Below are 24607 nucleotides of genomic sequence, written 5' to 3' on the forward strand. Positions count from 1 at the left end.
GGCGCGGATAGGCGCGCGAAGTCAATAGCCCCAATCGTCGAGGGCGGGGACGAGCAGGTGTTCTACCGCCGTGAACTCGGCCTCGTAATGGCGCCAGCGCTCCACCGAGGCGCGATTGAGCGGGCGCGTCACCTGGCTGCGGCTGGGGGTGTTGATGGCGTGCGTGGCGGCGCTCTTGTGGAAATCGCGCATGCCTTCGGTCCACGCGAGACCAAGGGATGGCAGGATGGCGCGCATCGTACCTTCGAGGTCGTCGACAAGCGCCTCGTAGCGCACTTCGCAGGCATGTAGCCCCAGCGCATCGCGCCAGCTCCGCCATGCGCCGGTGACGAGCGCGTGGAAGCGCACCGCGTCATCCCAGCGCAGCAGGTTCACAGTCGAAGGCGAGGGCGGCATCATCTGCAGGACGCTTGACAGACAGGCATCGCGTGGGCTTCGGACCATGAACAGGATCGGCGCTTCCGGGAACAGGCGCAGGATCACCGGCAGGTCGATCACGTTGAGCGCGAACTTGTCGATGAGGCGGCCGGTGGCAGCTCTCGGTCCCAGGCGCATGGCCGCAAGCGCCCGGTAGCGAGCCCGCAGCGCGGCGACGGCGGCGCGATCGAGCGAGTCGAGGGCACTCAGGCGAGACGGTCCGGGCCGCATAGCGGCTTGCGTGCCGGACAGCAGCGGCGCCTCGTCGGCGACCGTGACGCCGGGCGCGCAGGCAAGAACCTCCTGCATCAGCGTGGTGCCGGAGCGAAGGTAGCCGATCAGGAATATCGGGGCGGGATGGTCGTCGGCCGGTGCCTCGGTGCGCCAGCGTCGGATGATGGCGGCGTCGAAGTCGGCGGCGTCCCGGCCCAGAATGCGGCCGACCAGCCCCGCATCCTGTGCTGTATACTCTGGGACCTGAGCGGCGAGCGCGGCTCCGGCCTCAATGTCGGGAAAGACCTCCGGCCAGCGGCCTAGTCCGTCCAGCGCACGGGCGCGTTCCCGATAGGCGCGCATTCTGTCGCGGACGGGAGCCTCGCGGGCAAGAACGGCGTCGAGCCGGGCCGCTGCATCATGCGCCTTTCCGGCATCGATCTCTATGCTTGCGGTCAGGACTGAAAGGGCGGTCGCGTCGGGGGCGTGCCGCGAGGCGCGCTCGCAGGCGTCGAGCGCCAGTTCGTGGCGCGACAACTGCGCGGCGGCGGTGGCTGTTGCATGCCACAAACCAAACTCGTCGAGGCCGCTTGCGGCGATGTCTTGCAAGAGCGCCAGCGAGGCCGCCGGATCGCCGACTTTCTGCAGCAGCTGCGCGACCGGTATCAGGTCTGCCGGCGCCGCGCTTCCGGACAGTCTCGCCAGGCCCGCGTCGCGCAGGCACGGCACGCCTTCGTAGAGCTGCCCGGACGCGCAGAGCGCTTGTCCAAGCCATAGAGTGATCGCCGGATCGCCCGGCACCTGCTCCAGCGCCGCGCGAAAATGCCGGATGGCCGCGCCGAGTTTCCCCTTCGCGGCCGCCTCCCGGCCAAGGCGGGCATCGTCAGCCGTGAGCGGCATCGCCGAACTGATCGGCCACCAGCTTCTCGAAAGCGTCGGCGCGGTGGCTCATCGCCTGCTTTTCCGCGACGGTGAGCTGCGCAAAGCTGACGTTCTGACCCTGAGGCACGAAGACGGGATCATAGCCGAATCCCATCGTGCCGCGCGGTGGCCAGGAGAACGTGCCATCGACGCGGCCTTCGTAGATCGCCTCGTCGCCCTCGGGCCAGGCGATGGCAAGGACGCTGGTGAACCAGCAGGAGCGGTCCACATCCGGTCCCTGCTCGCTGAGCAGGCCCTCGACCTTGCCCATCGCCATGTACCAGTCGCGCCCGGGCTCACCCTCGAACCACTGTCGCTCCGCCCAGTCGGCGGTGTAGACGCCCGGCCGTCCACCGAGCGCCGTCACCGACAAGCCGCTGTCATCTGCCAGTGCGGGCAGCCCTGCCGCCTTCGCGGCGGCATGGGCCTTGAGCAGTGCATTCTCGACGAACGTGGTGCCGGTCTCCTCCGGCTCGGGCAGGCCAAGCTCGCCCGCCGAGACGCAGTCCACCCCGAACGGGGCGAGCAGCGCGGAAATCTCGCGCAGCTTGCCCGCGTTGTGCGTGGCGATGACCAGCTTCGATCCATCGAGCTTGCGCGTCATCAGCGGCCGACCGCCTTGGCCTGCGCCGCGAAGATGCCCTCGCAGCCGATGCGGGCGAGGCGCAGGAGGCGCAGCAGGCCTTCCTCGTCGTACGTCGCGCCTTCGGCGGTGGCCTGTGCTTCGGCGATCAGGCCGCCTTCGATCAGCACGAAGTTGGCGTCGGCATCGGCGCCGCTGTCCTCGATGTAGTCGAGGTCGAGCACCGGGGTGCCCTGGTGGATGCCGCAGGAGATCGCGGCGACGCGCGCGGTGATCGGGTCTTCCTTGATCTTGCCGTCGGCCATCAGCTTGTCGACGGCAAGGCGCAGCGCCACCCAGGCGCCCGAGATCGAGGCGGTGCGGGTGCCACCATCGGCCTGCAGCACGTCGCAGTCGAGCACGATCTGGCGTTCGCCGAGCTTCTTCATGTCGACCACGGCGCGAAGCGAGCGGCCGATAAGGCGCTGGATTTCCTGCGTGCGGCCCGACTGCTTGCCCTTGGCGGCTTCACGGCTGCCACGGGTATGCGTGGCGCGGGGCAGCATCGAGTATTCCGCCGTCACCCAGCCTTCGCCCTTGCCGCGCAGGAACGGCGGCACCTTCTCCTCGACCGAGGCGGTGACCAGCACGCGGGTGTCGCCGAAGGAGATCAGGACAGAGCCTTCCGCGTGCTTGGTAAAGCCGGTCTGGATGTCGATGGCACGCATTTCGTCAGGTGCACGGCCGGAAGGGCGCATTCTTGGGAATCCTCGTCGTGAAAATACCCGCTCGCCCTAGGCGCATTGGGCTTGAGGGTTCAAGAGCGATGGCTAAATTGACACGCGATATGCCCACGCCCCCGATCACCGAACTGACCACCCGCGCCCGCGACATCTTCCGCCTTGTAGTGGAGGGGTATCTGGCGACCGGCGTGCCGGTGGGCTCGAAGACGCTCGCCGGGCCGGGCGGGGTGAGCCTGTCGTCTGCCTCGATCCGGTCGGTGCTGGCAGACCTCGAAGGGCTGGGGCTGCTCGCCGCACCGCATACCAGCGCGGGGCGCCTGCCGACCGAGGCGGGGCTTCGCCTGTTCGTGGACGGCATCATGCAGGTGGCCGAACCCACAGCCGAGGAACGGCAGGCCATCGAGCGCCGCATCGCCGCGCCCGGGCCGATCGAAGCGGCGCTGGAGGCTACCAGCGCCCTGCTTTCGAACCTCTCGTCGGGTGCAGGCGTGGTCATGGTGCCGCGCCGGGAGCCGCGACTCATGCACCTGCAACTCGTGCCGCTGGCACCGGGCCGGGCGCTGGCGGTGCTGGTGGGCGAAGATGGCGGGATCGAGAACCGCGTGCTGGAACTGCCAATGGGCCTTCCCTCCGGCGCGCTGGAGGAAGCCTCCAACTACATCTCCGCGCATCTGGGCGGTCGCACGCTGGCGCAGGCTGCGCGAGCGATGCGCGCCGAAATCGCTTCGGGCAAGTCCGCCCTCGATGCCGCGAGCAGCGATCTCGTGGAGCGTGGTCTCGCCGTGTGGAGCGAGGATGCCACTGCAAGGCCGGTGCTGATCGTGCGGGGGCAGGCCAACCTGCTCGACGAGGCGGCGCTGACCGACCTCGAACGCGTCCGCTCGCTGCTCGACGACCTTGAGAACAAGCAGTCGGTCGCCGACCTGCTCGACACCGCGCGCGAAGCGCAGTCGACGCGCATATTCATCGGTTCGGAGAACCGGCTTTTCGCGCTTTCCGGGTCCTCGGTCATCGCTTCACCCTATCGTGACCGCGAGGGCAGGGTGGTCGGCGTGGTGGGGGTAATCGGCCCGACTCGGTTGAATTATGCGCGCGTCGTCCCCATGGTGGACTTCACTGCCCAGAGCCTGGGCAAGCTCATCGGATAGCTGGAACCAAAGAACAAATGACCGACGACAAGACGCAGTCGCCCGCCATAGATCCCGCAGTGGCAGAGGAACTTCAGGGCGTGCCGGAGGACTTCGTGGACACCAAGGGCGAGAACGAGGAAATCGCGAAGCTGCGCGAGAAGCTGGCTACGGCCGAGCAGGACGTGCTTTACGCACGCGCCGAAACGCAGAACGTGCGCCGCCGCCTCGAAAAGGACATCGCTGACACCCGCGCTTATGCGGCGACCGGTTTCGCGCGCGATATTCTCTCGGTGTCCGACAACCTCGCCCGCGCCTTGACCGCGATCCCCGCGGAACTGCGCGAAGACGACAAGCTCAAGGGCCTCGTTGCAGGTATCGAGGCCACCGGTCGTGAGATCGACAAGGTCTTCGCCAGCCACGGCATCACCCGCATCGCCGCGATGGGCCTGCCGCTCGACCCCAATCAGCACCAGGCGATGATCGAGCTTCCCTCGGCGGACGCCGAGCCGGGTACGGTCCTGCAGGAAATGCAGGCCGGTTACATGATCAAGGACCGCCTCCTGCGTCCGGCCATGGTTGCCGTAGCCAAGAAGCCGGACTGATCGGGTTTCTCTATTAAGCTGAACATTCGGCCCGCCTCCGCAAATACCGGAGGTGGGCCGTATCGTATTGTTGCCGGGGAACCTCACGCGCGCGCCTCCGTTCACTCGTGTATAGGCTACAGAATTTCGGAGAACATCGATGCGCAAGCTCATCCTTCCTATTCTGGCCGCCGGTGCGCTGAGCATCGGTGGCTGCGCGAGTAACTATGCGGGCGAGGGCGCCCTTGCAGGCGGCGCGCTCGGCGCGGGCGTCGGCGCGATCGCTGGCGGTGACGTCGGCACGGGCGCGGCGATCGGCGCTGCAGCGGGCGCGGTGGCGGGTTCGCAGGCCAAGAAGAACGACCGTGGCTGCTATCGTTACGATCGTCGCGGCGACCGTTACTGGGATCGCGATTGCTGATCCTCTCAGGGAATAGAACTAAGAAAGGCGCGGACACGGCGGTGTTCGCTCCTTTCTTTCAGCGGAACGGCAGAATCCCGCGATAGGCTGCCAGTTCCGGCGCTCCGGGAAAGTGCAGCCCCTCACGCAGCAGAAAGACGTGCCGCACGATCTCCGCCTGCTGCTCGATGCCATAGCGATCGAGTGTCCAGCCTGGTCTCAGCACGTAGTCGTAACGGCATAGCGGATGACGCATCAGGGGCAGATACCAGCGTCCCTTGCGCTGGGTTTGCCACACATGGGTCATCTCGTGGATGAACAACCCCTGCAGTCCCGGCGCAGCGCGCGAGAAATCATCCAGATAGAGATCGCTACGGGGATGGAAGTGCAGGTGCCCGCAAGGCGCCATGACCGTGTTGACGGGCTGGAATGGGAACCATCGGCGGCGACGGACACGCACCGGCGCGCAGTCCACCGCATTCCCGAAGATCGAGCGGACGAGATCGACCTCGCCCGCCGTCAGCGCCCGCTCGTTCCCTTGATCCACAGCCGCACCGACGATCAGTGCTGCATTCCTTCCATGCTGCCGTGATCCATACCCTCATGGCTCATGCCACCGCCCCCCGTATCGCTCCCCAGGGCCTCGACCTGCAGCGGCATCGACAACTTGTCGCCGTCCGAGAACGTCAGGGTCAGCTCCGCCTTGCCGCCGGGCTTGAGGCCGGGCGAGACGTCGAAGACCATCACGTGCAGCCCGCCCGGCGCGAAGACCATCGAGGCGCCCGGGTCGATCGGCAGGCTGTCGACCTTGGCCATGCTGCCGCCGTTGCTCTGGTGCATCTCCGCCTTAGCCGCGCCGGAGACATGGACACCTGCCAGCGTAACCGGCTCGGCGCCGTCGTTGCGCACCGTAAAGTAGACTGCGCCCGGGCGTCCAGCCACGATCGGAAGCACCAGCTTGCCGTCGCTCGCCACCATGCCGGGCTTGGCGTCGGGGCCGGAAAGGGTGGCCTCATTCGATTCGGTCGGGCTGTCGGGCGTCTTGCCGCAACCGGCGACCATGGAAATCAGCGCCACGGAGCAGATCAGGGCCAGCGAGGCACGGGGGGGCAGGTTACGTTTGGTCACAGGCATTTCCCTTTGTTATGCCCCGTTTCTGAATCGTTGCGCCTAATGCCATTCACACAGGCTTGTTCCAAGCGAAACGTCACCTATATCCGGCCTCGACGACTTGGAACGTCACCGAGCCGTGCAAGCTGCCTTGCCTTGTGTAAGGGAGGCGATCCGCACGGTGTCACCCACTGACGTGAGGAATGGGGATAATGGCTAAAGTAATTGGTATCGACCTTGGCACCACCAACAGCTGCGTCGCCGTCATGGACGGCGGCAAGCCCAAGGTCATCGAGAATTCAGAAGGCGCGCGCACCACGCCCTCGATCGTCGCTTTCACCAAGGATGGTGAGCGCCTGATCGGGCAGCCTGCAAAGCGCCAGGCCGTGACCAACGGCAACAATACGATCTTCGCGGTGAAGCGCCTCATCGGCCGCCGCTTCGACGACCCGGTGACCAAGAAGGACACCGAGCTGGTTCCGTACCACATCGTCAAGGGCAAGAACGGCGATGCATGGGTCCAGGCCGGTGGCGAGGATTACTCGCCCTCGCAGATCAGCGCCTTCACGCTCCAGAAGATGAAGGAAACCGCCGAATCGTATCTAGGCGAGACGGTCACGCAGGCGGTCATCACCGTGCCTGCGTACTTCAACGACGCCCAGCGCCAGGCGACCAAGGATGCCGGCCAGATCGCCGGTCTCGAAGTCCTGCGCATCATCAACGAGCCGACCGCTGCGGCGCTGGCCTACGGCCTCGACAAGCAGGACGGCAAGACGATCGCGGTCTACGACCTCGGCGGCGGCACCTTCGACGTCTCGGTTCTGGAAATCGGCGACGGCGTGTTCGAGGTGAAGTCGACCAACGGTGATACCTTCCTCGGCGGTGAAGACTTCGACTCGAAGGTCGTGGAATGGCTGGCGGACAAGTTCAAGGCCAAGGAAGGCCTCGATCTCAAGACCGACAAGCTGGCTCTGCAGCGCCTGAAGGAAGCGGCTGAAAAGGCGAAGATCGAACTGTCGTCCACCGCGACGACCGAAGTGAACCTGCCCTTCATCACCGCACGCATGGAAGGCGGCGCCACCACTCCGCTGCACCTCGTCGAGACGATCACCCGTTCCGACCTGGAGCGCATGGTTGCCGACCTGATCCAGCGCACGCTGGAACCCTGCCGCAAGGCCATCGCCGATGCCGGCCTTTCGGCCAAGGACATCGACGAAGTCGTGCTCGTGGGCGGCATGACCCGCATGCCCAAGGTGCGTGAAGTCGTGAAGGACTTCTTCGGCAAGGAACCGCACACCGGCGTGAACCCGGACGAAGTCGTCGCCATGGGCGCGGCGATCCAGGCGGGCGTTCTGCAGGGCGACGTCAAGGACGTGCTGCTTCTCGACGTGACCCCGCTGTCGCTGGGCATCGAGACGCTGGGCGGTATCATGACCAAGATGATCGACCGCAACACGACGATCCCGACTAAGAAGAGCCAAGTCTACTCGACCGCCGAGGACAACCAGCAGGCGGTGACGATCCGCGTGTTCCAGGGCGAGCGCGAGATGGCGCAGGACAACAAGCTGCTCGGCCAGTTCGACCTCGTCGGCATCCCGGCCGCGCGTCGCGGCGTCCCGCAGATCGAGGTGACCTTCGACATCGACGCCAACGGCCTCGTCAACGTGTCCGCCAAGGACAAGGGCACCGGCAAGGAACAGCAGATCCGCATCCAGGCCTCAGGCGGCCTTTCGGACAGCGACATCGACCAGATGGTCCGTGACGCCGAGAAGTTCGCCGAAGAGGACAAGAAGCGCCGCGAATCGGCCGAGGCCCGCAACCAGGCCGACAGCCTCGTCCACGCGACCGAGCAGCAGCTGACCGAGCACGCCGACAAGATCGACGCTTCGCTCAAGGCTGAAGTCGAGGCCGCGATCGCCGCGACCAAGACCGCTCTGGAAGGCAACGATGCGACCGAAATCAACGCTAAGGCTCAGGAACTGACCCAGGTGGCGATGAAGGTCGGTCAGGCCATCTACGAGAAGGAGCAGGCTTCCGCTGCTTCGCCGGAAGCCGCCAAGGCTGACGACGACGTGGTCGACGCCGAGTTCTCGGAAGTCGACGAAAACAAGGGCTGACAAGTCCTGATGAAAACCCTGGCCGCCACCTGTGCAAACCGCGCCGGTGGCGGTTAAGGTATTCCGACGGGGAAATATCACGTGTCAGCGACTGAAATCGACTATTACGAATTGCTCGAGGTAGAGCGCACTGCGGACGACAAGGTCCTCAAGTCGGCCTACCGCAAGCTCGCCATGCGCTTCCACCCGGACAAGAACCCGGGCTGCGCCGATTCCGAGGCACGCTTCAAGCAGATCAGCGAGGCTTACGACTGCCTCAAGGACCCGCAGAAGCGCGCGGCCTACGATCGCTATGGCCATGCCGCGTTCCAGCAGGGCGCAGGCGGCGGTCAGGCCAGCGGAGACTTCGGCGATATCGGCGACATCTTCGAATCCATCTTCGGCAGCGCTTTCGGTGGCGGTGCTCGTCAGCAGCAGCGGCGCGGCGCCGACTTGCGCTACGACATGGAAGTCAGCCTCGACGAAGCGTTCCGGGGCAAGAGCACCGAGATCACCATCGAAGTCTCGCAATCGTGCGAACCCTGCAACGGTTCGGGCGCACAGCCCGGCACCGGCAAGCGAGGCTGCTCGATGTGCGGCGGCCACGGCAAGGTCCGGGCGCAGCAGGGTTTCTTCGTGGTCGAGCGCACCTGCCCCACCTGCCATGGCCGGGGCGAGGTGATCGAGAAGCCCTGCCGTTCGTGCGGCGGCGAGGGCCGGGTGGACAAGCCACAGACGCTGCAGGTGGACATTCCGCCGGGCGTCGATTCGGGCACCCGCATCCGCCTCTCCGGCAAGGGCGAGGCCGGGCCGTTCGGCTCGCCTCCGGGCGATCTCTACATCTTCCTCCACGTCAAGCGCCACCGCGTGTTCGAGCGTGACGGGACGACGCTGGTGACCAAGGTGCCGATCACCTTCACCACGGCGGCGCTGGGCGGCTCGATCGAGATCCCCGGCATCGATGGCGAGGCGATCCAGCTCGACATTCCGGCAGGCATCCAGTCCGGCAAGCAACTGCGCAAGCGCGGTGAAGGCATGCCGGTGCTGCAGGGCCGGGGCCGCGGCGACCTCGTGATCGAGATCGCGGTGGAAACCCCGACCAAGCTGTCGGCGCGCCAGAAGGAAATCCTGCGCGAGCTGCAGTCGACCGAGACCGGCGATGAATGCCCGCAGTCGAAGGGCTTCTTCGACCGCATCAAGGACGCCTGGACCGACCTGACGGAGTAAGTGGCGAGCGGGTAGAGCCGATTTTGGCTCACCCGCTTCCCATTCCAACCTCGCATTGCTTCGCTACGCTCGCAATGACGAACTGCGGCTTCCTATTTCCCTGCCAGGACCTCGCGCCTGATCCGCTGCACCAGCCCCGGGTCGGCGCGCAGTCGCTGCTTCTCCTCGTCGAGAATCGCCAGGAAGGCGCGTCGTTTGAACCCCAGCAGTTCCGGCGCGGAAATCGCATGCTCCGCCGACAGCGTCGAGGCCATGAGGTCCATCATCCGCTCGGCGCCGTGGAGCCGTCCCCAGAGATAGTCGTTCTCCCGGTAGCTGCGGCTGAAGAACGCGCCGAAGTTGAAGAACTCCTTGCCGCGCAGCGTTTCCTCGCGAAGTCCGTCGCGGATCGCGTGGCAGTCCTCCGGCGAGATGCGATCGACCAGCACGGGATCGAACTCGGTCAGCCCCTCGCCGCGCAGCAGAGGAAGAGTGACGGTGTCGTAGAACGGGAAGCCCAGGTAGGCCAGCAGCACTCGCCGCCGCAGCGCCTGCGGCATGGCGGACAGTGCCTCGGCCAGCAGTTCGTCCACTGCGGCGTCGGTTTCCAGCAGGCTCCTTGCCTGCGCCATGTGATCGACGACGGACTGAGGATCTTCGAAGAACATGCGCGCCAGCGCCGGAAAATCCTCGCCAAGCGCAACCAGCGGTTCCCGGTCGATGTAAAGCGCCAGCGCACGATAGATGGCCGTGCGGGCTGCGTCGCGGTCCTGATCGGTAACGCCGGGTTCGGCCTCCCACTCCTGCGTCACGCGGCGGGCGAGCAACCGCAGACGCCGCACCCGGAAGGGCAGGTCGTGCGTACGGAAGAATTCGATCATCGCCGGCGAATGTGCATCTCGCAGCCCTTGCGCCCGGTCGAGGCCGTTCGCGGCAAGATGCGCGATCAGCCGGTCACGCACCGGCTCGGGTGAATGCAGTTCGAACTCGGGCGCCGCTTCGAAGACCATGCGCGCCAGCATCGCGGTGATGCCGCTGAACTTGACTTGCGCATAGCCGTGATAGGCGAAGCCCGCCTGCTCGAACGCCGCGAACTGCGCCTTGGTGCGCCATGCCGAAAGGCGCTTCGGTGTCGGTCGGTCGAGGAAGAAGGTTCCCCCGAACAGCTTCTCCACCGTCTCCTCGATCTCCGGGCGCAGCGCCACCACGATCTCGCGCAGCGCCGCCATCTCGCGCGAGCGTTGCTCCAGCGCCTCGAGGTTGTCGCGGATCGGTTGCTCGCGCGGGATGGCGGAAAGCGAACCGAAGATCACCGGGAAGAACCCCGGCAACTGATCGTCCCGGCGCATCTCCGCCCCGAGATGGTCGGGAGTGGGGTCGATGTAGACGAAGCGCCGGTCCACTTCCCGCGCGGCGGGACGGTCGCGCAGGGCTTCCATGGCATCGGCGAACGGCGCGTTCACCAGCACCGAGCCGTCGATGAGCGAAACGCAGCCGAGATCGCCGCGCCGGGCATGCTCGGGCATGATCCGGGCGAGGAACGCATCGCGCGTCGGCCAGGCCTCGCCCTGTTCGTCGACAAGGCGATCGATCTCGCTGATCTGCAGAGGCGGGAAGGCGCCCGGGAAGCTCGCCGAGGCGCGCGCCGCCATCACCAGCTCGGGAATCGGCGCCAGCGCAGCACCTTGCGTGCCGACTTTCGCGCGGAAGCTGAAGGTCAGGCGATGTTCGCTTTCCAGTACCATCTGAGGGGAATGGAGGCGCAGCGTCTCCAGATGGCCCTTGAAGTCGGTCGCCGTCACGAAGAGGTCCAGCGGGTGCCCGGCCGGCAGCAAAGGCCGGCCTGCCGGAACCTTGCTCATCGCCGTCAGTGCACGGTGCAGGAGCCGCGAAAAGCCGATCCCTCCGAACGGCGGCTCGAACCAGCGCGAGCGCACGAGGCGTGACAGCTTCTCGCGCACTTCCGCCCGTGTCTCGGGTGCTACGCTTTCGCTGACGGCGTTGCCCGGGCGGTGCAGCAGATAAGTGACGAGCGGGGTCGCCCAGAACTTCGCGGCTTTCGACCAGGGCTTCGCCTCGGGATCGAGCAGTACGTCCACGTCGGCGGTATCGAGCCACAAGTCGGTCAGCGGCTCCAGCGACTGGCCGGAATTGATCGCCTGCGCCAGGAAGATGGAGTTGATTCCGCCCGCGCTCGCTCCCGCGACGATGTCGGTGAGTATCCGGAGGCGCAAGTTGCCGGCAGTCTCGAGCCGTCTGAGCAGGTCGAGATAAACCGCAGCGCTGCCTTGCGGCGCCTCCTCGTCAGCCGCGTTCGCCCACGCGGCGCGGCTCGCCTGCAGGGCCTTCCACAGCTCCTTGGTGACGCCATGCATGTAAACGGCGAGGCTGACACCCCCATAACAGACCAGAGCGATCCGCAGTTCTTTTTGCTGCATGCGGGTTATCTTACGCAGGGTTACAGGATTGGCAATTGCGTTCTCATTCCGTTCCGTTTACGCGGGCGGCATGGCGAAACCCAAACGTCGATATGTCTGCCAGGCCTGCGGGGGCGTCTCCACCCGATGGCAGGGCCAATGCCCGGATTGCGGGGAGTGGAACACGCTTGCGGAGGACGCGCCGCAGACGGTGTTCTCGGCGAAGCATGATTTGTCCTCGGGCGGACGTCCGATCCAGTTTACCCCGCTCGACCAGCCTGGCGAAGTGCCCAGGCGGCAGACGAGCGGCATATCGGAATTCGACCGCGCGCTCGGAGGAGGGCTCGTGCCCGGCTCCGCCATTCTGATGGGCGGCGATCCCGGTATCGGCAAGTCCACGCTGCTGCTGCAGGTTTCCGCCAACGTCGCCCAAGCAGGAGGGCTGTCGGTCTACGTCAGCGGTGAGGAAGCGGCAGGGCAAGTGCGCCTTCGGGCCGAGCGCCTCGGGCTGTCCAGGGCGCCGATCCAGCTCGCGGCGGCAACGTCGGTACGGGATATTCTCACCACGCTGGGGATGATGGACAAGCCATCGTTGCTGGTGATCGATTCGATCCAGACGATGCATTCCGACCAGATCGAAGGCGCGCCGGGCACGGTCAGTCAGGTGCGCGGCTGTGCCTTCGAACTGATCCGCTATGCCAAGGAAAACGGCGTCACCCTTGTCCTCGTCGGCCACGTCACCAAGGACGGCAGCATCGCCGGTCCCCGCGTGCTGGAACACATGGTCGACGTGGTGATGAGCTTCGAGGGAGAGCGCAGCCACCAGTACCGCATCCTGCGTTCGATCAAGAACCGTTTCGGCCCGGTGGACGAAATCGGCGTGTTCTCGATGGAAGGCTCGGGGCTGGCTGAAGTCGGCAATCCCTCGATGCTTTTCCTCTCGGGTCGTGAGGAACCGATGGCGGGCAGCGCCGTGTTCCCGGCGATGGAAGGCACCCGCCCCGTACTGGTGGAAATCCAGGCGCTTATCGTCCGGCTGCAGAGCGGCGCCACGCCGCGCCGCGCGGTGGTGGGCTGGGATTCGGGCCGCATGGCGATGCTGCTGGCGGTGCTGGAGGCGCGCTGCGGGCTCAGTTTCTCGAATGCCGAAGTCTACCTCAACGTTGCGGGCGGATACCGGCTAGGTGATCCGGCCGCAGACCTTGCCGTGGCGGCGGCGCTGGTCTCGGCGCTCGGCGACAAGCCCTTGTCCACGGATGCCGTATGGTTCGGCGAAGTCTCGCTGGCCGGAGAGATCAGGCCGGTGGCCCATGCCTCGATCCGGCAGCGCGAATCGGCCAAGCTGGGGTTCTCGAAAGCGTTCGGTCCTGCGAACGGTCCGGTGCCGGAAAAGGGCCTGACGTTTTCCGGGCTGACGATGCTGCCCAACCTCGTTGACCGCATCCTGTCCGATGCCTAATTCAGCGAGTCTATGACTGGCTTCGACATCGCCGTCCTCCTCTTCGTGGGAATTGGCGCCATTACCGGCTTCATTCGCGGCTTCGTGCAGGAAATCCTTGCACTTGCCGCGTGGATTTTCGCCATTTTCGCCATCCGGCTGTTCCATACGCCGCTGACAGCGGCACTGGGCGATTACATCAGTTCGGATTCGGGGGCGGCGGTGCTGGCCTTCGCGCTGCTGCTGGGCATTCCGTTTCTGGCGGTCAAGCTGGTCGCCAAGTGGGCCGGTGCCAAGAGCCGCGCCTCCGTGCTCGGCCCGATCGACCGGGTGCTGGGCTTCGGGTTCGGCGCGGTGAAGGGCGTCATCGTGATCGTGCTGGGCTTCTCGGTGCTGGTCTTGGGCTACGATACGATCTGGGGCATCGGCGGCCGTCCCGAATGGATCACGCAGGCCCGTACCTACCCCTTCATCAACGCCAGCAGCGAAGCGCTGGTCCAGCTCATCGCCGAACGCCGTGCCGAGGCCCGTGCGGCCGAAGCAGCGCACGAAGCGCAGTAAGACCGGCGTGTCCACGGCCGTACTTTATACGCCGGACGTTCTCGCACTCGCGATCGAACTGGCCCGTCATCCGCTGACCGACGACTTGCCCCTGCGCGGCGAAGCCCGTTCGCGCAGTTGCGGCAGCACGATAGCGCTGGGCCTCGCCTTCGACGATGCCGGTGCGATCGCGCGCGTCGGGCTGCGCAGCCACGCCTGCGCGATCGGGCAGGCCTCCGCCGCTATCTTCGCCCGCAATGCACCGGGCGCGTCCGTCAAGGACATCCTTGCGACGCGCGCCGCCGTGGTAGCGTGGCTGGCAGGCGAGGGCGCATTGCCGCAATGGCCCGGATTCGCCGCGATCTCCGCCGCGCGGGACTATCCTGCGCGGCACGGTGCGGTCCTGCTGCCATGGAATGCGGCGGTCGAGGCGATCTCCCACATCTGAGCGACTGCAGCCGAGTTGCCCCGGCACGACAGCTGGGTCTATGGGCCATCACGTGACTTCGTATTCCGACCTGCCCGCTCCGGCGCTCCGCCTGGATCTCGACCAAGACGCGCTGCAATCCAACTGGCGCGCGCTCGACCGCATGTCCGGCGGCGCGCGGGCAGGGGCAGCGGTCAAGGCGGATGCCTACGGCCTCGGCGTGCACAAGGTCGTACCTGTGCTGCAAGCTGCTGGATGTGACGATTTCTTCGTGGCGCACTGGTCGGAAGTCCGTGCGGTGCTTGAAGTGGCGAGCCCCGGCTCGCTGTCTGTTCTCCACGGACCGCTGACGCCGCCGGACGCCGCTTATGCGCAGGCGACGGACGTGAAGCCGGTCATCAACTCGCTCGAACAGGCGCGGCGCTGGATCGACGCCGGAGGCGGGCGCTGCGACCTGATGGTCGATACCGGGATGAACCGTCTGGGCGTGACGCTGGACCAACTGGGCGAGCCGATGCTGGCACAGCTCGAGATCGACGTCCTGCTCTCGCATCTCGTGGCCGCCGAGGAAGATACGCCACTCAACGTCATCCAGTGCGAACGCTGGAACGATGCCCGCACGCGGGTTCGCCACAAGCGGGCAAGCCTCGCCAACAGCGGCGGCATCGCGCTGGGCGAGGCCTATCACGGCGATCTGACCCGCCCCGGCATTGCCCTTTACGGCGGAGTGCCCCGGCCGGAGATGGCGCCCATGCTGCGCCAGGTCGTTCGCCCGCAGACCGCGATCCTGCAGGTCCGTCATGTCGAAGCGGGCGAGACCATCGGCTACAACGCGACGTTCACCGCGCCTGCCGCAATGCGGGTAGGGACGATCGCCCTCGGCTATGCCGACGGCTATTTGCGGTGCTGGTCTGGCAAGGGACGCTTTTGCGCCGCAGGAACGATTCTGCCGGTACTCGGCCGGGTGAGCATGGACCTCACCGTCGTCGACCTCACCCACGCTCCCGACGTTGCGGAGGGCGACTGGATCACGGCGGACTATGCGCTGCCTCAGGCTGCGGTAACCACGGGGCTGTCGCAATATGAGCTGCTGACGTTGCTCGGCAGGCGGTTCGGGCGCTGAAAATCGCGGAATTTCCGCCGATTTCCTCTTTTGCTGCGCAGCAATTTGTGTTGCAATGCGATATCCCGGAATGGTAACTTAACTATCCGGCAAATGGGGACTGGAAATGACTGAAACGGCGTCTGGCGAAGACAACACCGTAATCATCAAAAAGTACGCTAACCGGCGGCTCTACAATACCCGTTCGTCAAGCTACATCACGCTCGATCATCTCTCGAAGATGACGCGCGAAGGGGTGGACTACAAGGTTCTCGACGCCAAGACCGGCGCCGACATCACCCACACGATCCTCACCCAGATCATCATGGAAGAGGAATCGAACGGTGAGCAGATGCTTCCCGTCAACTTCCTGCGCGAACTCATCAGCATGTACGGCAACCAGATGCAGTCGCTGATTCCGCACTACCTGGAAGCCTCGATGGAGAACTTTCGCGCCAACCAGGCGAAGCTCGCCAAGGCGTTCGAGGACAGCCTGGGCAACAACCCGCTCGCCAAGCTGGCCGAGCAAAACATGGCGATGTTCCGCGCTGCGTCCTCCGCCTTCATGCCCGGTGCGGAAAAGCAGCCCGAAACCAAGGCGCCGCCCGCCGAGGACGCAGGCGATCTCTCCGCGTTGCGCGACCAGATGGCTGAAATCCAGAAGCGCCTCGACGCGCTGGGCAAGTAAGCAAGCCGAAGGGGCGAAGTGATGACCTCCCGCGTCGCTCGCCCTGCCGCGCGCATCATTCTGCTCGATCCGGCTGAGCGCGTACTGCTGTTCCGGTTCGACCCGCCCGACCGTCCGCCGTTCTGGTGTACGCCGGGCGGGGCGGTCGATCCCGGCGAAAGCTACGAGGACGCGGCAAGGCGCGAACTGCTGGAGGAAACCGGCTTCGTTGCCGAGCCGGGACCGCAAATGGCGCAGCGGATCGCCGATTTCATCACCATCGAAGGCGTGCCGGTGACGGCCGACGAGCGCTATTTCCGCATACGCACTCCTGCGGGCACCGATCCCGAGGCGATCGACACCGGCGGCCACACCGAACTGGAACGCTCGGTGATGCGCAGTTGGCGCTGGTTCGACCGCGCGGCATTGGCCGCGCTGGAGGAACCGTATTTTCCGGAAGATCTGGCCGAGATGTTCTAAGGTCGCGCGGGCTTTCGGGGGCTTCGACAAGCTCAGCCTGAGCGGGTTTGGGAGGTTTGCACTACCCCCCGCTCACCCTGACCTTGTCGAAGGGTCGTGCAGAGCGCGTCGCCATTCATTTGAACCTTGCGCCAAGTCTCGCTAACAGGCGCGCCATGAATCAGAAGACCGCGATCCGCCACGCCCTCTCCACCAAGCGCGAAGATGATTTCGCCCAGTGGTATCAGGAAGTCATCTCCGAAGCCGAAATGGCCGAGGAATCGGGCGTGCGCGGCTGCATGGTCATCAAGCCATGGGGCTACGGCGTGTGGGAACGCATCCAGCGCCTGATGGACGACCGCATCAAGGCGGCGGGCGTGCAGAACTGCTACTTCCCGCTGTTCATCCCGCTCTCCTACTTCGCCAAGGAAGCCGAGCACGTCGAGGGCTTCGCCAAGGAGATGGCGGTCGTCACCCATCACCGCCTCGTCGGTGACGGCAAGGGCGGCCTCGTGCCCGATCCCGAGGCGAAGCTGGAAGAGCCGCTGATCGTGCGCCCCACCTCCGAAACCGTGATCGGCCAGGCGATGGCGCGCTGGGTGCAGTCGTGGCGCGACCTGCCGCTGATGGTCAACCAGTGGGCCAACGTGGTGCGCTGGGAAATGCGCACCCGCATGTTCCTGCGCACCAGCGAATTCCTCTGGCAGGAAGGCCACACCGCTCACGCCGACCGGGACGATGCGATGGCCGAGACGCTGCGCGCGCTCGAAATGTACCGCGACTTCGCCGAGACCGAGCTGGCGATGCCCGTCATCGCCGGTGAAAAGCCAGAGAACGAGCGCTTCCCTGGCGCCGTCGCCACCTATTCGATCGAGGCGATGATGCAGGACGGCAAGGCGCTGCAGGCGGGCACTTCGCACTACCTCGGCACCGGCTTCGCCCATGCGGCGGGGATCACCTTCCAGGATCGCGAGGGCACGCAGCAGTATGCCCACACGACCAGTTGGGGCACCTCGACCCGCATGATCGGCGGCCTCATCATGACGCACGGCGACGACGACGGCCTGCGCGTGCCGCCCGCCGTGGCGCCGCACCAGATCGTCATCCTGCCGATGCTGCGCGACACGCCCGAGGACGACGCGCTGCTCGCCTACTGCGAGGAACTGCGCAAGGCCCTCGTCGGCCAGTCGGCCCTTGGCGAAAGCGTGCGCGTGCTGCTCGACAAGCGCCCCGGCAAGGCCACGCAGAAGCGCTGGGCCTGGGTCAAGAAGGGCGTGCCGCTGATCCTCGAGATCGGTGGGCGCGATGCGGCGGGCGGTCAGGTCTCGATGCTGCGCCGCGACAAGCTGTGGACCGAGGCGGGCAAGGCGAACTTCGTCGGCCTCGCCAAGGACGAATTCTTGGCCCGCGCTTCGGCCGAGATCGAGGACATCCAGGCCTCGCTCCACGCCGAAGCCAAGGCCAGGCGCGACGCGAACATCTCGAAGGCATCCAGCTTCGAGGAACTCGCGGCGTTCTTCGCCGAGGACAAGCGCTATCCGGGCTGGGTCGAAGTCGAGTGGGCGCGCCCGACCGGTGATGAACTCGAAGCGGTGGTGCAGAAGCTCAAGGGCCTTAAGCTCACCATGCGCAATACGCCGCTGGGCGCCGAACCCGCGACCGGTAACTGCATTTTCACGGGACGTGGCGCCGTGGAGAAGATATACGTCGCCCGATCCTACTGAATGGGGTCTTACTGATTTCACACGGGGGCTCCGGATGATCGCAGCGATTAAATACAACCTCGCGAACCTGACCAACTTCAAGGGACGCGAGGGTCGCTCGGCCTTCTGGTTCTATTTCCTGTTCCTGGCGATCATCCAGATCGTGATTTCCATCGTGATCTCGATGGTGATGACGGCACCGATGATGGCAGACGTGTTCGAGGCTGCGAAGCAGGGGCTGAGCGAAGCCGAGATGCAGAAGCGCATGTTCAGCCGCCTTTCGGGGATGATGCGCACTTCGGTCTGGGCTTCCGTCGCCAGCACACTCGTACTGACCGGTCTGCTGGTTGCCTCGTTCACACGGCGGCTGCACGATTCCGACAAGCCGGGCTGGATCGCCGGGCTGACGGCGCTGATCCAGTTCGCGGCGCTAGGCATGGCGGTCGCTTCGGTTGACAAGGTCGCCGAGATGATGATCATCGCCCAGAGCGGCGACATGGTGAAGCTGCAGGAGGCGCAGGCCAGCGTGATGATGAACGGCATGCTCGGCTATGTGCCCCTGCTGCTCATCATCGTGTTCGGCGTCTGGCCCTCAAGCGACGGCGCCAACCGTTATGGTGCGGAGCCCGATCACATCTAAGGCCCACTTTTCGTCATTGCGAGCGAAGCGAAGCAATGACGAAATAGGGGGATGAGACGAGCGATCACACAAGGCGGCCTGGCTTCCGGGGGCAATTCGCGCCTGCGAGATTGCATTGCACGGCTGCAGGGGGCATCTGCGTGGGATGCCCGCAAACAACCGCCCCGCCAATAACCGAACCTCAGGCAATCGGCTCACCGTCAACCGTCCGGTCAAGGATCGTTCGGCGAAGGATCGCCCCGCTCCGGGATTGCCCACCCGCAAGCAGATCCTCGACTTCATCCAGAACGCGACGGAGCCTGCGGGCAAGCGCGAGATCTCGCGCCACTTCGGCCTCAAGGGCAATGAGAAGATCCAGCTCAAGGCGCTGCTCAAGGACATGGCCGAAGAGGGCCTGATCGACGGCAAGCGCACCGCCTTCCACAAGATGGGCGGGTTGCCTAAGGTCACCGTCCTGCGCGTGATCGACATCGACGAGGGAGAGGCGATCGCCGTCCCCGATACCTGGCAGCCCGATGACGCCACCCCGCCGCCGCGCATCCGCCTGATCGAGAAGGGGCGCAACTCGGCGCTGCGCAAGGGCGACCGCGTGCTGTCGCGCACCGAGGAAAGCGCTACCGGCTGGCGCGCCTTCCCGATGAAGAAGCTGGAACTGCGCGCCGACCAGATCCTCGGCGTCGTCGAGATCGACGGCGGCGGCAAGCCCTGGCTGGCCCCGGTTGACAAGCGCATCCGCAATTCCTCGCCGATCTCGGACCTTGGCGAGGCGAAAGCGGGCGAACTGGTGCTGGGCGTGCCGATCGGCCGTTCGGCGCGGCCTTCGGTGAAGGTGACCGAAGTGCTCGGCGAACCGCTGGCGCCCAAGTCGTTCAGCCTGATCGCCATCCACAAGCACGGCATTCCCAACCACTTCATCGAGGAAGTGCTGGAAGAGGCGCAGGTTTCCGCCAAGCTGCCGCTCAGCGCCGAGCACCGCGAAGACCTGCGGCACCTGCCGATCGTCGCCATCGATCCCTCCGACGCGCGCGACCATGACGACGCGATCTGGGCGGCGCCGGACGGGGAGGGCGGCTTCGACGCGCTCGTCGCCATCGCCGACGTCTCGTTCTACGTCCGCCCCGGCGGCCAGATCGACCGCGAGGCGCGTCGGCGCGGCAACTCGGTCTATTTCCCCGACCGCGTCGTGCCGATGCTGCCCGAAGTGCTCAGCGCCGACGTGTGTTCGCTCCGCTCCGGAGAAGACCGCGCGGCGATGGCCTGCCACATGAAGATCGACGCCGAGGGCAAGATCACCGACTGGCGCTTCACCCGCGCGATCGTGCGCATCGACGAGGTCATCGCCTATGAAGAAGCGCAGGCGCGCATCGACGAGGGCCGCGCGCAGGATCATCTGACTAATCTTTGGGCCGCGTGGAAGGCGCTCGCTACCGCGCGCAGCAATCGCGATCCGCTCGAACTCGAACTGCCCGAGCGCCGCGTGAAGCTGGACGAGAAGGGCCGCATCACCGAGATCGCGATCCGCGAACGGCTCGACGCGCACCGCGTCGTCGAGGACTTTATGATCGCCGCCAACGTCGCCGCCGCCAAGGCGCTGGAGGCGAAGACCGCGCCCGTCGTCTACCGCATTCACGAGACGCCGAGCCGCGAGAAGCTGATGGCGCTCAAGGACTATCTCGCGACGTTCGGCAAGAAGTTGGCGATGGGACAGGTCATCACGCCCAGCCTGTTCAACCGCATGCTCAAGGACGTGACCGACGAGACCGAGAAAGCGCTCATCATGGAAGCGGTCCTGCGCAGCCAGACGCAGGCCTATTACGGCCCCGCCAATGCCGGCCACTTTGGGCTGGCGCTGGCGTCCTACGCGCACTTCACCTCGCCGATCCGGCGCTATGCGGACCTTCTGGTGCACCGCGCGCTGGTCGATGCCTATGGGCTGGAGCAGCCGAAGCCAAAAGCCGACATTCCGGCGCTGTCAGGCCTGTCGGAGCGTGACCGCGAAGACCTCGGCCGCGTCAGCGACGCGATCAGCCAGGCCGAGCGCCGCGCCATGGAGGCCGAGCGCGAGACGATCGACCGCTACGTCGCCGCCTGGCTGGCGAGCCGTGTGGGCGAAGTGTTCGACACGCGCATCACCGGCGTCCAGAAGTTCGGCTTCTTCGCCACCATCGTCGGCCTCGGCGGTGACGGTCTGGTCCCGGTCTCGACGCTGGGGGACGAGCGATTCACGTTCGATGAGAAAGCCAAAGTGCTGGTCGGCGACGAGACGGGCACGGTCTTCTCGATCGGCCAGATCCTCAAGCTGCGACTGGCGGAGGCCAATGCGCTGACCGGCGCTCTCAAGTACGAGCTTCCCGACGGCGGCGGCCGGATCGAGCCGCGCGGGAATGCTCCGGCGCTCAAGCACAAGGGCAAGCACTTCGTCGGCCAGCGCGGGCGGCCGAAGAACATCCGGCATCAGGGGCGGGGCAAGCGGTAACGCCCCTCACTCGATCCCCCCCCTTATCGTCATTGCGAGCGTAGCGAAGCAATCCAGGGCAGAGCAAACCGCCCTGGATTGCTTCGCTACGCTCGCAATGACGAGGTTATGTGGGGCAATGGACCGATTGTGGCACCCTTGAGTGCCGTTAGGTGCCGCCCCGTGCCGCTCAGCTCAACCGTTCGATCGCCTCGGCATCGAGCCCGCCGGGGACCACGAACACCGGACAGGTCATATGCGCCATGCCCGGCCCGGTGAAGTGCGCGACCAGAGCGCCGGGGCCGCCTTCTTTCGCCGCGCCCAGCACCAGCGCCGAAACCTCGGGATGCTCCTCCAGATATTTCCGCACAATCTTGATGTCTTCTCCCATGTGAACGGAGATGACCGGCATCTTTGCGCCTTGCGACAAAAGGTTTCCGGCCGCCGCCGTCACCAGCGTCTCGGCGCGGGCGCGGGCCTCTTCCTCGATGGTCGCCTGGACCCCGGCGAAGGCGTTGAAGGGCTGCGGCGGAACGAGCGCCAGAAGGTGCAGCGCACCGTCGGTCTTGGCCGCGCGGCGGGCCGCGAACTGCAGGGCGACGAGCGCTTCCTCGCTCTCGTCGACGATCACCAGGTAGATGCGCATGGGTGGTTCCCTCTCCAACCGGCTTATCGATACGCGAAGCCTGCAAGACAAGCCACCACTGTTGCGAAAAAAGAAACTGCAAGGTTCTTGAACGCAACGCTCAAGCCGTCCAAGGAGGGGGCCAGCGCCCGAAAGCGGCCTCCCTACGGACAATAAGGAACGTACAGTTTCCATGCCCATCGAGATCAAGATGCCCGCCCTGTCCCCCACCATGGAAGAGGGCAAACTGGCCAAATGGCTGGTCAAGGAAGGCGACACCGTCTCCTCCGGCGACATCATGGCCGAGATCGAGACCGACAAGGCGACCATGGAATTCGAAGCCGTCGATGAAGGCGTGATCGGCAAGATCAGCGTCGCCGAGGGCACCGAAGGCGTCAAGGTCGGCACCGTCATCGCCGTGCTGGTCGAAGAGGGCGAGGACGCCTCTGCGATCGAAGCGCCCAAGGCTGAAGCCCCGGAGGCCGCCGCCAAGGAAGAGGCTCCGAAGGCCGAAGCAAAGGCTGAAACCAAGCCTGCTCCCGCAGCCGCCCCGAAGGCCGCAGCTTCGGGTGATCGCGTCGTCGCCACCCCGCTCGCCAAGCGCATCGCCGATGCCAAGGGCGTGGACCTCTCGGGCGTCGCTGGCTCCGGCCCGAACGGCCGCATCGTCAAGGCCGACGTCGAGGCCGCGCAGGGTGGCACCGCCAAGAAGGCCGCTCCGGCACCCGCGGCCCCGGCCCCGGCCGCTGCTCCCGCCGCCGCCGCGACGTCTTCGGTCGAGATGGCCGACGAGACCCGCGCCCTGCTCGATGCCCGCGTCCCGCATACGGTCGAGAAGCTTTCGGGCATGCGCAAGACGATCGCGCGCCGCCTTACGCAGTCGATGCAGGAAGCGCCGCACATCTACCTGACTGTGGACGTGCAGCTCGACAAGCTGATGGCGCTGCGTTCGCAGATCAACGCCACGCTGGAAAAGCAGGGCGTCAAGGTTTCGGTCAACGACATGCTGGTCAAGGCGCTGGGCGCCGCACTGATCGCGGTGCCGGAATGCAACGTGACTTTCGCCGGCAACGAGCTGATCAAGTACGAGCGCGCCGACGTTTCGGTGGCGGTCTCGATCCCCGGCGGGCTCATCACCCCGATCGTCCAGGGTGCCAACGAGAAGTCGTTCTCGGCGATCGCCAAGGCGAGCAAGGACCTTGCCACCCGCGCCAAGGAAGGCAAGCTCAAGCCCGAGGAATATCAGGGTGGCACCGCTTCGATCTCCAACATGGGCATGATGGGCATCAAGCAGTTCACTGCCGTCATCAACCCGCCGCAGTCGACCATCCTCGCCATTGGTGCAGGTGACAAGCGTCCGTGGGTGATGCCAGACGGATCGCTGGGAGTGGCAACGATCATGACGGCAACTGGCAGCTTCGATCACCGCGCCATCGATGGCGCCGACGGCGCGCGCCTGATGGCCGCGTTCCGCGAGTTCGTCGAGAACCCGCTGAGCATGATCGCCTGATATGGAGCACGAGGCCGGAGAGCTGGTCATCCGCGTCACAGCGATGCCCACCGACCTCAACCCCTATGGCGGCGTTTTCGGGGGCTGGCTGATGAGCCAGCTTGCTCTTGGCGCCGCCTCGCTGGTCACCCGCCGCACCGGCCACAAGGCCGTGGTGGTGGGAGCGACCGACTTCACCTTTCCCGGCGTCATGCTCGTGGGCGACGAACTCAACGTCTATGCAAGCGTGCAGCGGACGGGGCGCACTTCGATGACGATCGCCACGCGCGGCTTTGGCCGGGCGCGGGCGAGCGAGCATCAGGTCGAAGTCGCCACCGGGCTGTTCACGTTCGTGACGCTCGACGAGAACGACCGCCCCAGGGCCATTGCCGCGACTTCGGAGATCGTCTGAAATGGCGGAAGAATATCGCGAACCCGTCATCCGCATCACCGCGATGCCCGCCGATGCCAATGCTTATGGCGACATCTTCGGTGGCTGGCTGATGAGCCTGATGGACATGGGCGCAGGGCTGATCGCCGCGCGCCACTCGCATGGCCGCGCCGTCACCATCGCGATGGACGGCATGCAGTTCCACAAGCCGGTCAAGGTGGGCGACGAAGTCAGCGTCTACGGTGAACTCAGGAAAGTGGGCCGCTCCTCGATGACCATCGGCATCGAGGCCTGGCGGCGCCACCGGCATGAAGAAGAACAGGTGAAGGTGACCGAAGCGGTCTTCACCTTCGTCGCAATCGACGACGCGGGCCGCCCCCGCGCGATCGAACAGGAGAGTTAAGAGTGGCTGATTCTTACGACGTCATCGTTCTCGGTTCCGGCCCCGGCGGCTATGTCGCGGCGATCCGCAGCGCGCAGCTTGGCCTCAAGACCGCCATCGTCGAGCGCGAACTGCTCGGCGGCATCTGCCTCAACTGGGGCTGCATCCCGACCAAGGCGCTGCTGCGCTCGGCCGAGATCCTGCACCACATGAAGCACGCCAAGGACTATGGCCTCGCGGCGGAGAACATCACCGCCGACCTCGACGCCATCGTCAAGCGTTCGCGCGGCGTGGCCAAGCAGCTCAATCAGGGCGTCACGCACCTGATGAAGAAGAACAAGATCACCGTCCACATGGGCACCGGCAAGCTCGTCGCTCCGGGCAAGCTGGAAGTGACCGGCGAGAAGGGTTCGGAAACCCTCTCGGCCAAGCACATCATCATCGCCACCGGCGCCCGTGCGCGGGAACTGCCCGGCGCCAAGTCGGACGGCAA

At 65.8% G+C, this 24607-nt stretch carries 25 protein-coding genes; 18 read left to right on the plus strand and 7 right to left on the minus strand.

Going from position 1 to position 24607, the window contains the following annotated elements; translation table 11 throughout:
* Nucleotides 1-21: 21 nt before the first annotated feature.
* From HWN72_RS07355 to rph, 3 genes are read right to left on the minus strand one after another with little or no spacing between them, the layout of a single operon-like run.
* Nucleotides 22-1530: a sulfotransferase gene (locus HWN72_RS07355; protein ID WP_036523134.1), complete on the minus strand. Its 1509-nt coding sequence runs from the start codon at nucleotides 1528-1530 to the stop codon at nucleotides 22-24.
* Nucleotides 1514-2155, minus strand: a complete 642-nt coding sequence (rdgB, locus tag HWN72_RS07360) for an RdgB/HAM1 family non-canonical purine NTP pyrophosphatase (protein WP_008832747.1) — start codon at nucleotides 2153-2155, stop codon at nucleotides 1514-1516. Before rdgB ends, HWN72_RS07355 begins: the two co-directional genes overlap by 17 nt.
* Complete coding sequence (gene rph / locus HWN72_RS07365; protein ID WP_008832746.1) at nucleotides 2155-2871, minus strand: ribonuclease PH; 717 nt, start codon at nucleotides 2869-2871, stop codon at nucleotides 2155-2157. Before rph ends, rdgB begins: the two co-directional genes overlap by 1 nt.
* Nucleotides 2872-2960: 89 nt before the next feature.
* Here rph and hrcA point away from each other — a divergent pair, with 89 nt between their 5' ends.
* The 3 genes from hrcA (at nucleotide 2961) to HWN72_RS07380 (ending at nucleotide 4988) form a co-directional block, all read left to right on the plus strand.
* On the plus strand, nucleotides 2961-4004 hold the full coding sequence (hrcA, locus tag HWN72_RS07370) for a heat-inducible transcriptional repressor HrcA (protein ID WP_036523137.1): 1044 nt from the start codon (nucleotides 2961-2963) through the stop codon (nucleotides 4002-4004).
* Nucleotides 4005-4021: 17 nt separating this feature from the next.
* The gene (gene grpE / locus HWN72_RS07375; protein WP_036523140.1) at nucleotides 4022-4588 is read left to right on the plus strand and encodes a nucleotide exchange factor GrpE; all 567 of its coding nucleotides are present in this window, start codon (nucleotides 4022-4024) and stop codon (nucleotides 4586-4588) included.
* 139 nt (nucleotides 4589-4727) lie between these two features.
* The gene (locus tag HWN72_RS07380) at nucleotides 4728-4988 is read left to right on the plus strand and encodes a hypothetical protein (RefSeq protein WP_008832743.1); all 261 of its coding nucleotides are present in this window, start codon (nucleotides 4728-4730) and stop codon (nucleotides 4986-4988) included.
* A gap of 58 nt (nucleotides 4989-5046) precedes the next feature.
* Here HWN72_RS07380 and HWN72_RS07385 read toward each other — a convergent pair whose 3' ends face one another.
* Both HWN72_RS07385 and HWN72_RS07390 read right to left on the minus strand, forming a co-directional pair.
* Entirely contained in the window at nucleotides 5047-5514 is a 468-nt protein-coding gene (locus HWN72_RS07385; protein ID WP_036523142.1) for a hypothetical protein, read from the minus strand.
* A gap of 14 nt (nucleotides 5515-5528) precedes the next feature.
* A complete protein-coding gene (locus tag HWN72_RS07390; RefSeq protein WP_036523145.1) occupies nucleotides 5529-6101 on the minus strand; it encodes a copper chaperone PCu(A)C in 573 nt (190 codons plus the stop codon).
* Nucleotides 6102-6289: 188 nt separating this feature from the next.
* Here HWN72_RS07390 and dnaK point away from each other — a divergent pair, with 188 nt between their 5' ends.
* Nucleotides 6290-8194, plus strand: a complete 1905-nt coding sequence (dnaK, locus tag HWN72_RS07395) for a molecular chaperone DnaK (RefSeq protein WP_036523147.1) — start codon at nucleotides 6290-6292, stop codon at nucleotides 8192-8194.
* A gap of 81 nt (nucleotides 8195-8275) precedes the next feature.
* Nucleotides 8276-9400, plus strand: a complete 1125-nt coding sequence (dnaJ, locus tag HWN72_RS07400) for a molecular chaperone DnaJ (RefSeq protein ID WP_036523149.1) — start codon at nucleotides 8276-8278, stop codon at nucleotides 9398-9400.
* 92 nt (nucleotides 9401-9492) lie between these two features.
* On the opposite strand, the gene HWN72_RS07405 is transcribed toward dnaJ, so the two are convergent.
* On the minus strand, nucleotides 9493-11817 hold the full coding sequence (locus HWN72_RS07405; RefSeq protein ID WP_069707715.1) for a patatin-like protein: 2325 nt from the start codon (nucleotides 11815-11817) through the stop codon (nucleotides 9493-9495).
* A gap of 70 nt (nucleotides 11818-11887) precedes the next feature.
* On the opposite strand from HWN72_RS07405, the gene radA reads away from it, so the two are divergent.
* The 9 genes from radA to rnr all read left to right on the plus strand — a co-directional run bounded on the left by radA (nucleotide 11888) and on the right by rnr (nucleotide 21248).
* On the plus strand, nucleotides 11888-13255 hold the full coding sequence (gene radA, locus HWN72_RS07410) for a DNA repair protein RadA (protein ID WP_036523154.1): 1368 nt from the start codon (nucleotides 11888-11890) through the stop codon (nucleotides 13253-13255).
* A gap of 12 nt (nucleotides 13256-13267) precedes the next feature.
* The gene (locus tag HWN72_RS07415) at nucleotides 13268-13795 is read left to right on the plus strand and encodes a CvpA family protein (protein WP_008832735.1); all 528 of its coding nucleotides are present in this window, start codon (nucleotides 13268-13270) and stop codon (nucleotides 13793-13795) included.
* Between the two features lie 7 nt (nucleotides 13796-13802).
* A complete protein-coding gene (locus HWN72_RS07420; RefSeq protein WP_069709142.1) occupies nucleotides 13803-14222 on the plus strand; it encodes an iron-sulfur cluster assembly scaffold protein in 420 nt (139 codons plus the stop codon).
* A 52-nt stretch (nucleotides 14223-14274) separates the two neighbouring features.
* Complete coding sequence (gene alr / locus HWN72_RS07425; RefSeq protein WP_268957455.1) at nucleotides 14275-15324, plus strand: alanine racemase; 1050 nt, start codon at nucleotides 14275-14277, stop codon at nucleotides 15322-15324.
* Between the two features lie 106 nt (nucleotides 15325-15430).
* The gene (gene phaR, locus HWN72_RS07430) at nucleotides 15431-15991 is read left to right on the plus strand and encodes a polyhydroxyalkanoate synthesis repressor PhaR (protein WP_008832732.1); all 561 of its coding nucleotides are present in this window, start codon (nucleotides 15431-15433) and stop codon (nucleotides 15989-15991) included.
* Between the two features lie 21 nt (nucleotides 15992-16012).
* The gene (locus HWN72_RS07435) at nucleotides 16013-16450 is read left to right on the plus strand and encodes an NUDIX hydrolase (RefSeq protein ID WP_008832731.1); all 438 of its coding nucleotides are present in this window, start codon (nucleotides 16013-16015) and stop codon (nucleotides 16448-16450) included.
* Between the two features lie 155 nt (nucleotides 16451-16605).
* Nucleotides 16606-18153 (plus strand): proline--tRNA ligase, encoded by a 1548-nt coding sequence (gene proS / locus HWN72_RS07440; protein ID WP_008832730.1) that lies wholly within the window; start codon nucleotides 16606-16608, stop codon nucleotides 18151-18153.
* A gap of 34 nt (nucleotides 18154-18187) precedes the next feature.
* Nucleotides 18188-18772 (plus strand): DUF805 domain-containing protein, encoded by a 585-nt coding sequence (locus tag HWN72_RS07445; protein ID WP_036523161.1) that lies wholly within the window; start codon nucleotides 18188-18190, stop codon nucleotides 18770-18772.
* A 145-nt stretch (nucleotides 18773-18917) separates the two neighbouring features.
* Nucleotides 18918-21248 carry a ribonuclease R gene (gene rnr / locus HWN72_RS07450; protein WP_051586689.1) on the plus strand — a complete coding sequence of 777 codons (2331 nt, stop codon included), beginning with the start codon at nucleotides 18918-18920 and terminating at the stop codon, nucleotides 21246-21248.
* A 169-nt stretch (nucleotides 21249-21417) separates the two neighbouring features.
* On the opposite strand, the gene HWN72_RS07455 is transcribed toward rnr, so the two are convergent.
* Nucleotides 21418-21873: a universal stress protein gene (locus HWN72_RS07455; RefSeq protein ID WP_008832727.1), complete on the minus strand. Its 456-nt coding sequence runs from the start codon at nucleotides 21871-21873 to the stop codon at nucleotides 21418-21420.
* A 172-nt stretch (nucleotides 21874-22045) separates the two neighbouring features.
* Between HWN72_RS07455 and HWN72_RS07460 the strand changes: the two genes are divergently transcribed.
* The 4 genes from HWN72_RS07460 to HWN72_RS07475 form a co-directional block, all read left to right on the plus strand.
* Complete coding sequence (locus HWN72_RS07460; RefSeq protein WP_008832726.1) at nucleotides 22046-23362, plus strand: pyruvate dehydrogenase complex dihydrolipoamide acetyltransferase; 1317 nt, start codon at nucleotides 22046-22048, stop codon at nucleotides 23360-23362.
* Between the two features lies 1 nt (nucleotide 23363).
* Nucleotides 23364-23753, plus strand: a complete 390-nt coding sequence (locus HWN72_RS07465) for an acyl-CoA thioesterase (RefSeq protein ID WP_008832725.1) — start codon at nucleotides 23364-23366, stop codon at nucleotides 23751-23753.
* 1 nt (nucleotide 23754) lies between these two features.
* The gene (locus HWN72_RS07470) at nucleotides 23755-24135 is read left to right on the plus strand and encodes an acyl-CoA thioesterase (RefSeq protein WP_008832724.1); all 381 of its coding nucleotides are present in this window, start codon (nucleotides 23755-23757) and stop codon (nucleotides 24133-24135) included.
* A 2-nt stretch (nucleotides 24136-24137) separates the two neighbouring features.
* The coding region (locus HWN72_RS07475; RefSeq protein ID WP_211150000.1) for an FAD-dependent oxidoreductase at nucleotides 24138-24607 on the plus strand (470 nt) is incomplete at its 3' end.

It is taken from the genome of Novosphingobium sp. HR1a, assembly GCF_015594425.1.
GTDB classification, from domain to species: domain Bacteria; phylum Pseudomonadota; class Alphaproteobacteria; order Sphingomonadales; family Sphingomonadaceae; genus Novosphingobium; species Novosphingobium resinovorum_A.

What these genes read in the sequence shown, in the direction of transcription:
- radA (WP_036523154.1), top strand. Translation starts at nt 11,888, where the DNA reads ATGGCGAAACCCAAACGTCGATATGTCTGCCAGGCCTGCGGGGGCGTC.
- HWN72_RS07460 (WP_008832726.1), top strand. Translation starts at nt 22,046, where the DNA reads ATGCCCATCGAGATCAAGATGCCCGCCCTGTCCCCCACCATGGAAGAG.
- HWN72_RS07415 (WP_008832735.1), top strand. Translation starts at nt 13,268, where the DNA reads ATGACTGGCTTCGACATCGCCGTCCTCCTCTTCGTGGGAATTGGCGCC.
- HWN72_RS07465 (WP_008832725.1), top strand. Translation starts at nt 23,364, where the DNA reads ATGGAGCACGAGGCCGGAGAGCTGGTCATCCGCGTCACAGCGATGCCC.
- HWN72_RS07380 (WP_008832743.1), top strand. Translation starts at nt 4,728, where the DNA reads ATGCGCAAGCTCATCCTTCCTATTCTGGCCGCCGGTGCGCTGAGCATC.
- hrcA (WP_036523137.1), top strand. Translation starts at nt 2,961, where the DNA reads ATGCCCACGCCCCCGATCACCGAACTGACCACCCGCGCCCGCGACATC.
- HWN72_RS07435 (WP_008832731.1), top strand. Translation starts at nt 16,013, where the DNA reads ATGACCTCCCGCGTCGCTCGCCCTGCCGCGCGCATCATTCTGCTCGAT.
- rdgB (WP_008832747.1), bottom strand. Translation starts at nt 2,155, where the DNA reads ATGACGCGCAAGCTCGATGGATCGAAGCTGGTCATCGCCACGCACAAC.
- grpE (WP_036523140.1), top strand. Translation starts at nt 4,022, where the DNA reads ATGACCGACGACAAGACGCAGTCGCCCGCCATAGATCCCGCAGTGGCA.
- HWN72_RS07470 (WP_008832724.1), top strand. Translation starts at nt 23,755, where the DNA reads ATGGCGGAAGAATATCGCGAACCCGTCATCCGCATCACCGCGATGCCC.
- HWN72_RS07445 (WP_036523161.1), top strand. Translation starts at nt 18,188, where the DNA reads ATGATCGCAGCGATTAAATACAACCTCGCGAACCTGACCAACTTCAAG.
- dnaK (WP_036523147.1), top strand. Translation starts at nt 6,290, where the DNA reads ATGGCTAAAGTAATTGGTATCGACCTTGGCACCACCAACAGCTGCGTC.
- proS (WP_008832730.1), top strand. Translation starts at nt 16,606, where the DNA reads ATGAATCAGAAGACCGCGATCCGCCACGCCCTCTCCACCAAGCGCGAA.
- HWN72_RS07355 (WP_036523134.1), bottom strand. Translation starts at nt 1,530, where the DNA reads ATGCCGCTCACGGCTGACGATGCCCGCCTTGGCCGGGAGGCGGCCGCG.
- HWN72_RS07390 (WP_036523145.1), bottom strand. Translation starts at nt 6,101, where the DNA reads ATGCCTGTGACCAAACGTAACCTGCCCCCCCGTGCCTCGCTGGCCCTG.
- HWN72_RS07405 (WP_069707715.1), bottom strand. Translation starts at nt 11,817, where the DNA reads ATGCAGCAAAAAGAACTGCGGATCGCTCTGGTCTGTTATGGGGGTGTC.
- phaR (WP_008832732.1), top strand. Translation starts at nt 15,431, where the DNA reads ATGACTGAAACGGCGTCTGGCGAAGACAACACCGTAATCATCAAAAAG.
- rnr (WP_051586689.1), top strand. Translation starts at nt 18,918, where the DNA reads ATGCCCGCAAACAACCGCCCCGCCAATAACCGAACCTCAGGCAATCGG.
- rph (WP_008832746.1), bottom strand. Translation starts at nt 2,871, where the DNA reads ATGCGCCCTTCCGGCCGTGCACCTGACGAAATGCGTGCCATCGACATC.
- HWN72_RS07455 (WP_008832727.1), bottom strand. Translation starts at nt 21,873, where the DNA reads ATGCGCATCTACCTGGTGATCGTCGACGAGAGCGAGGAAGCGCTCGTC.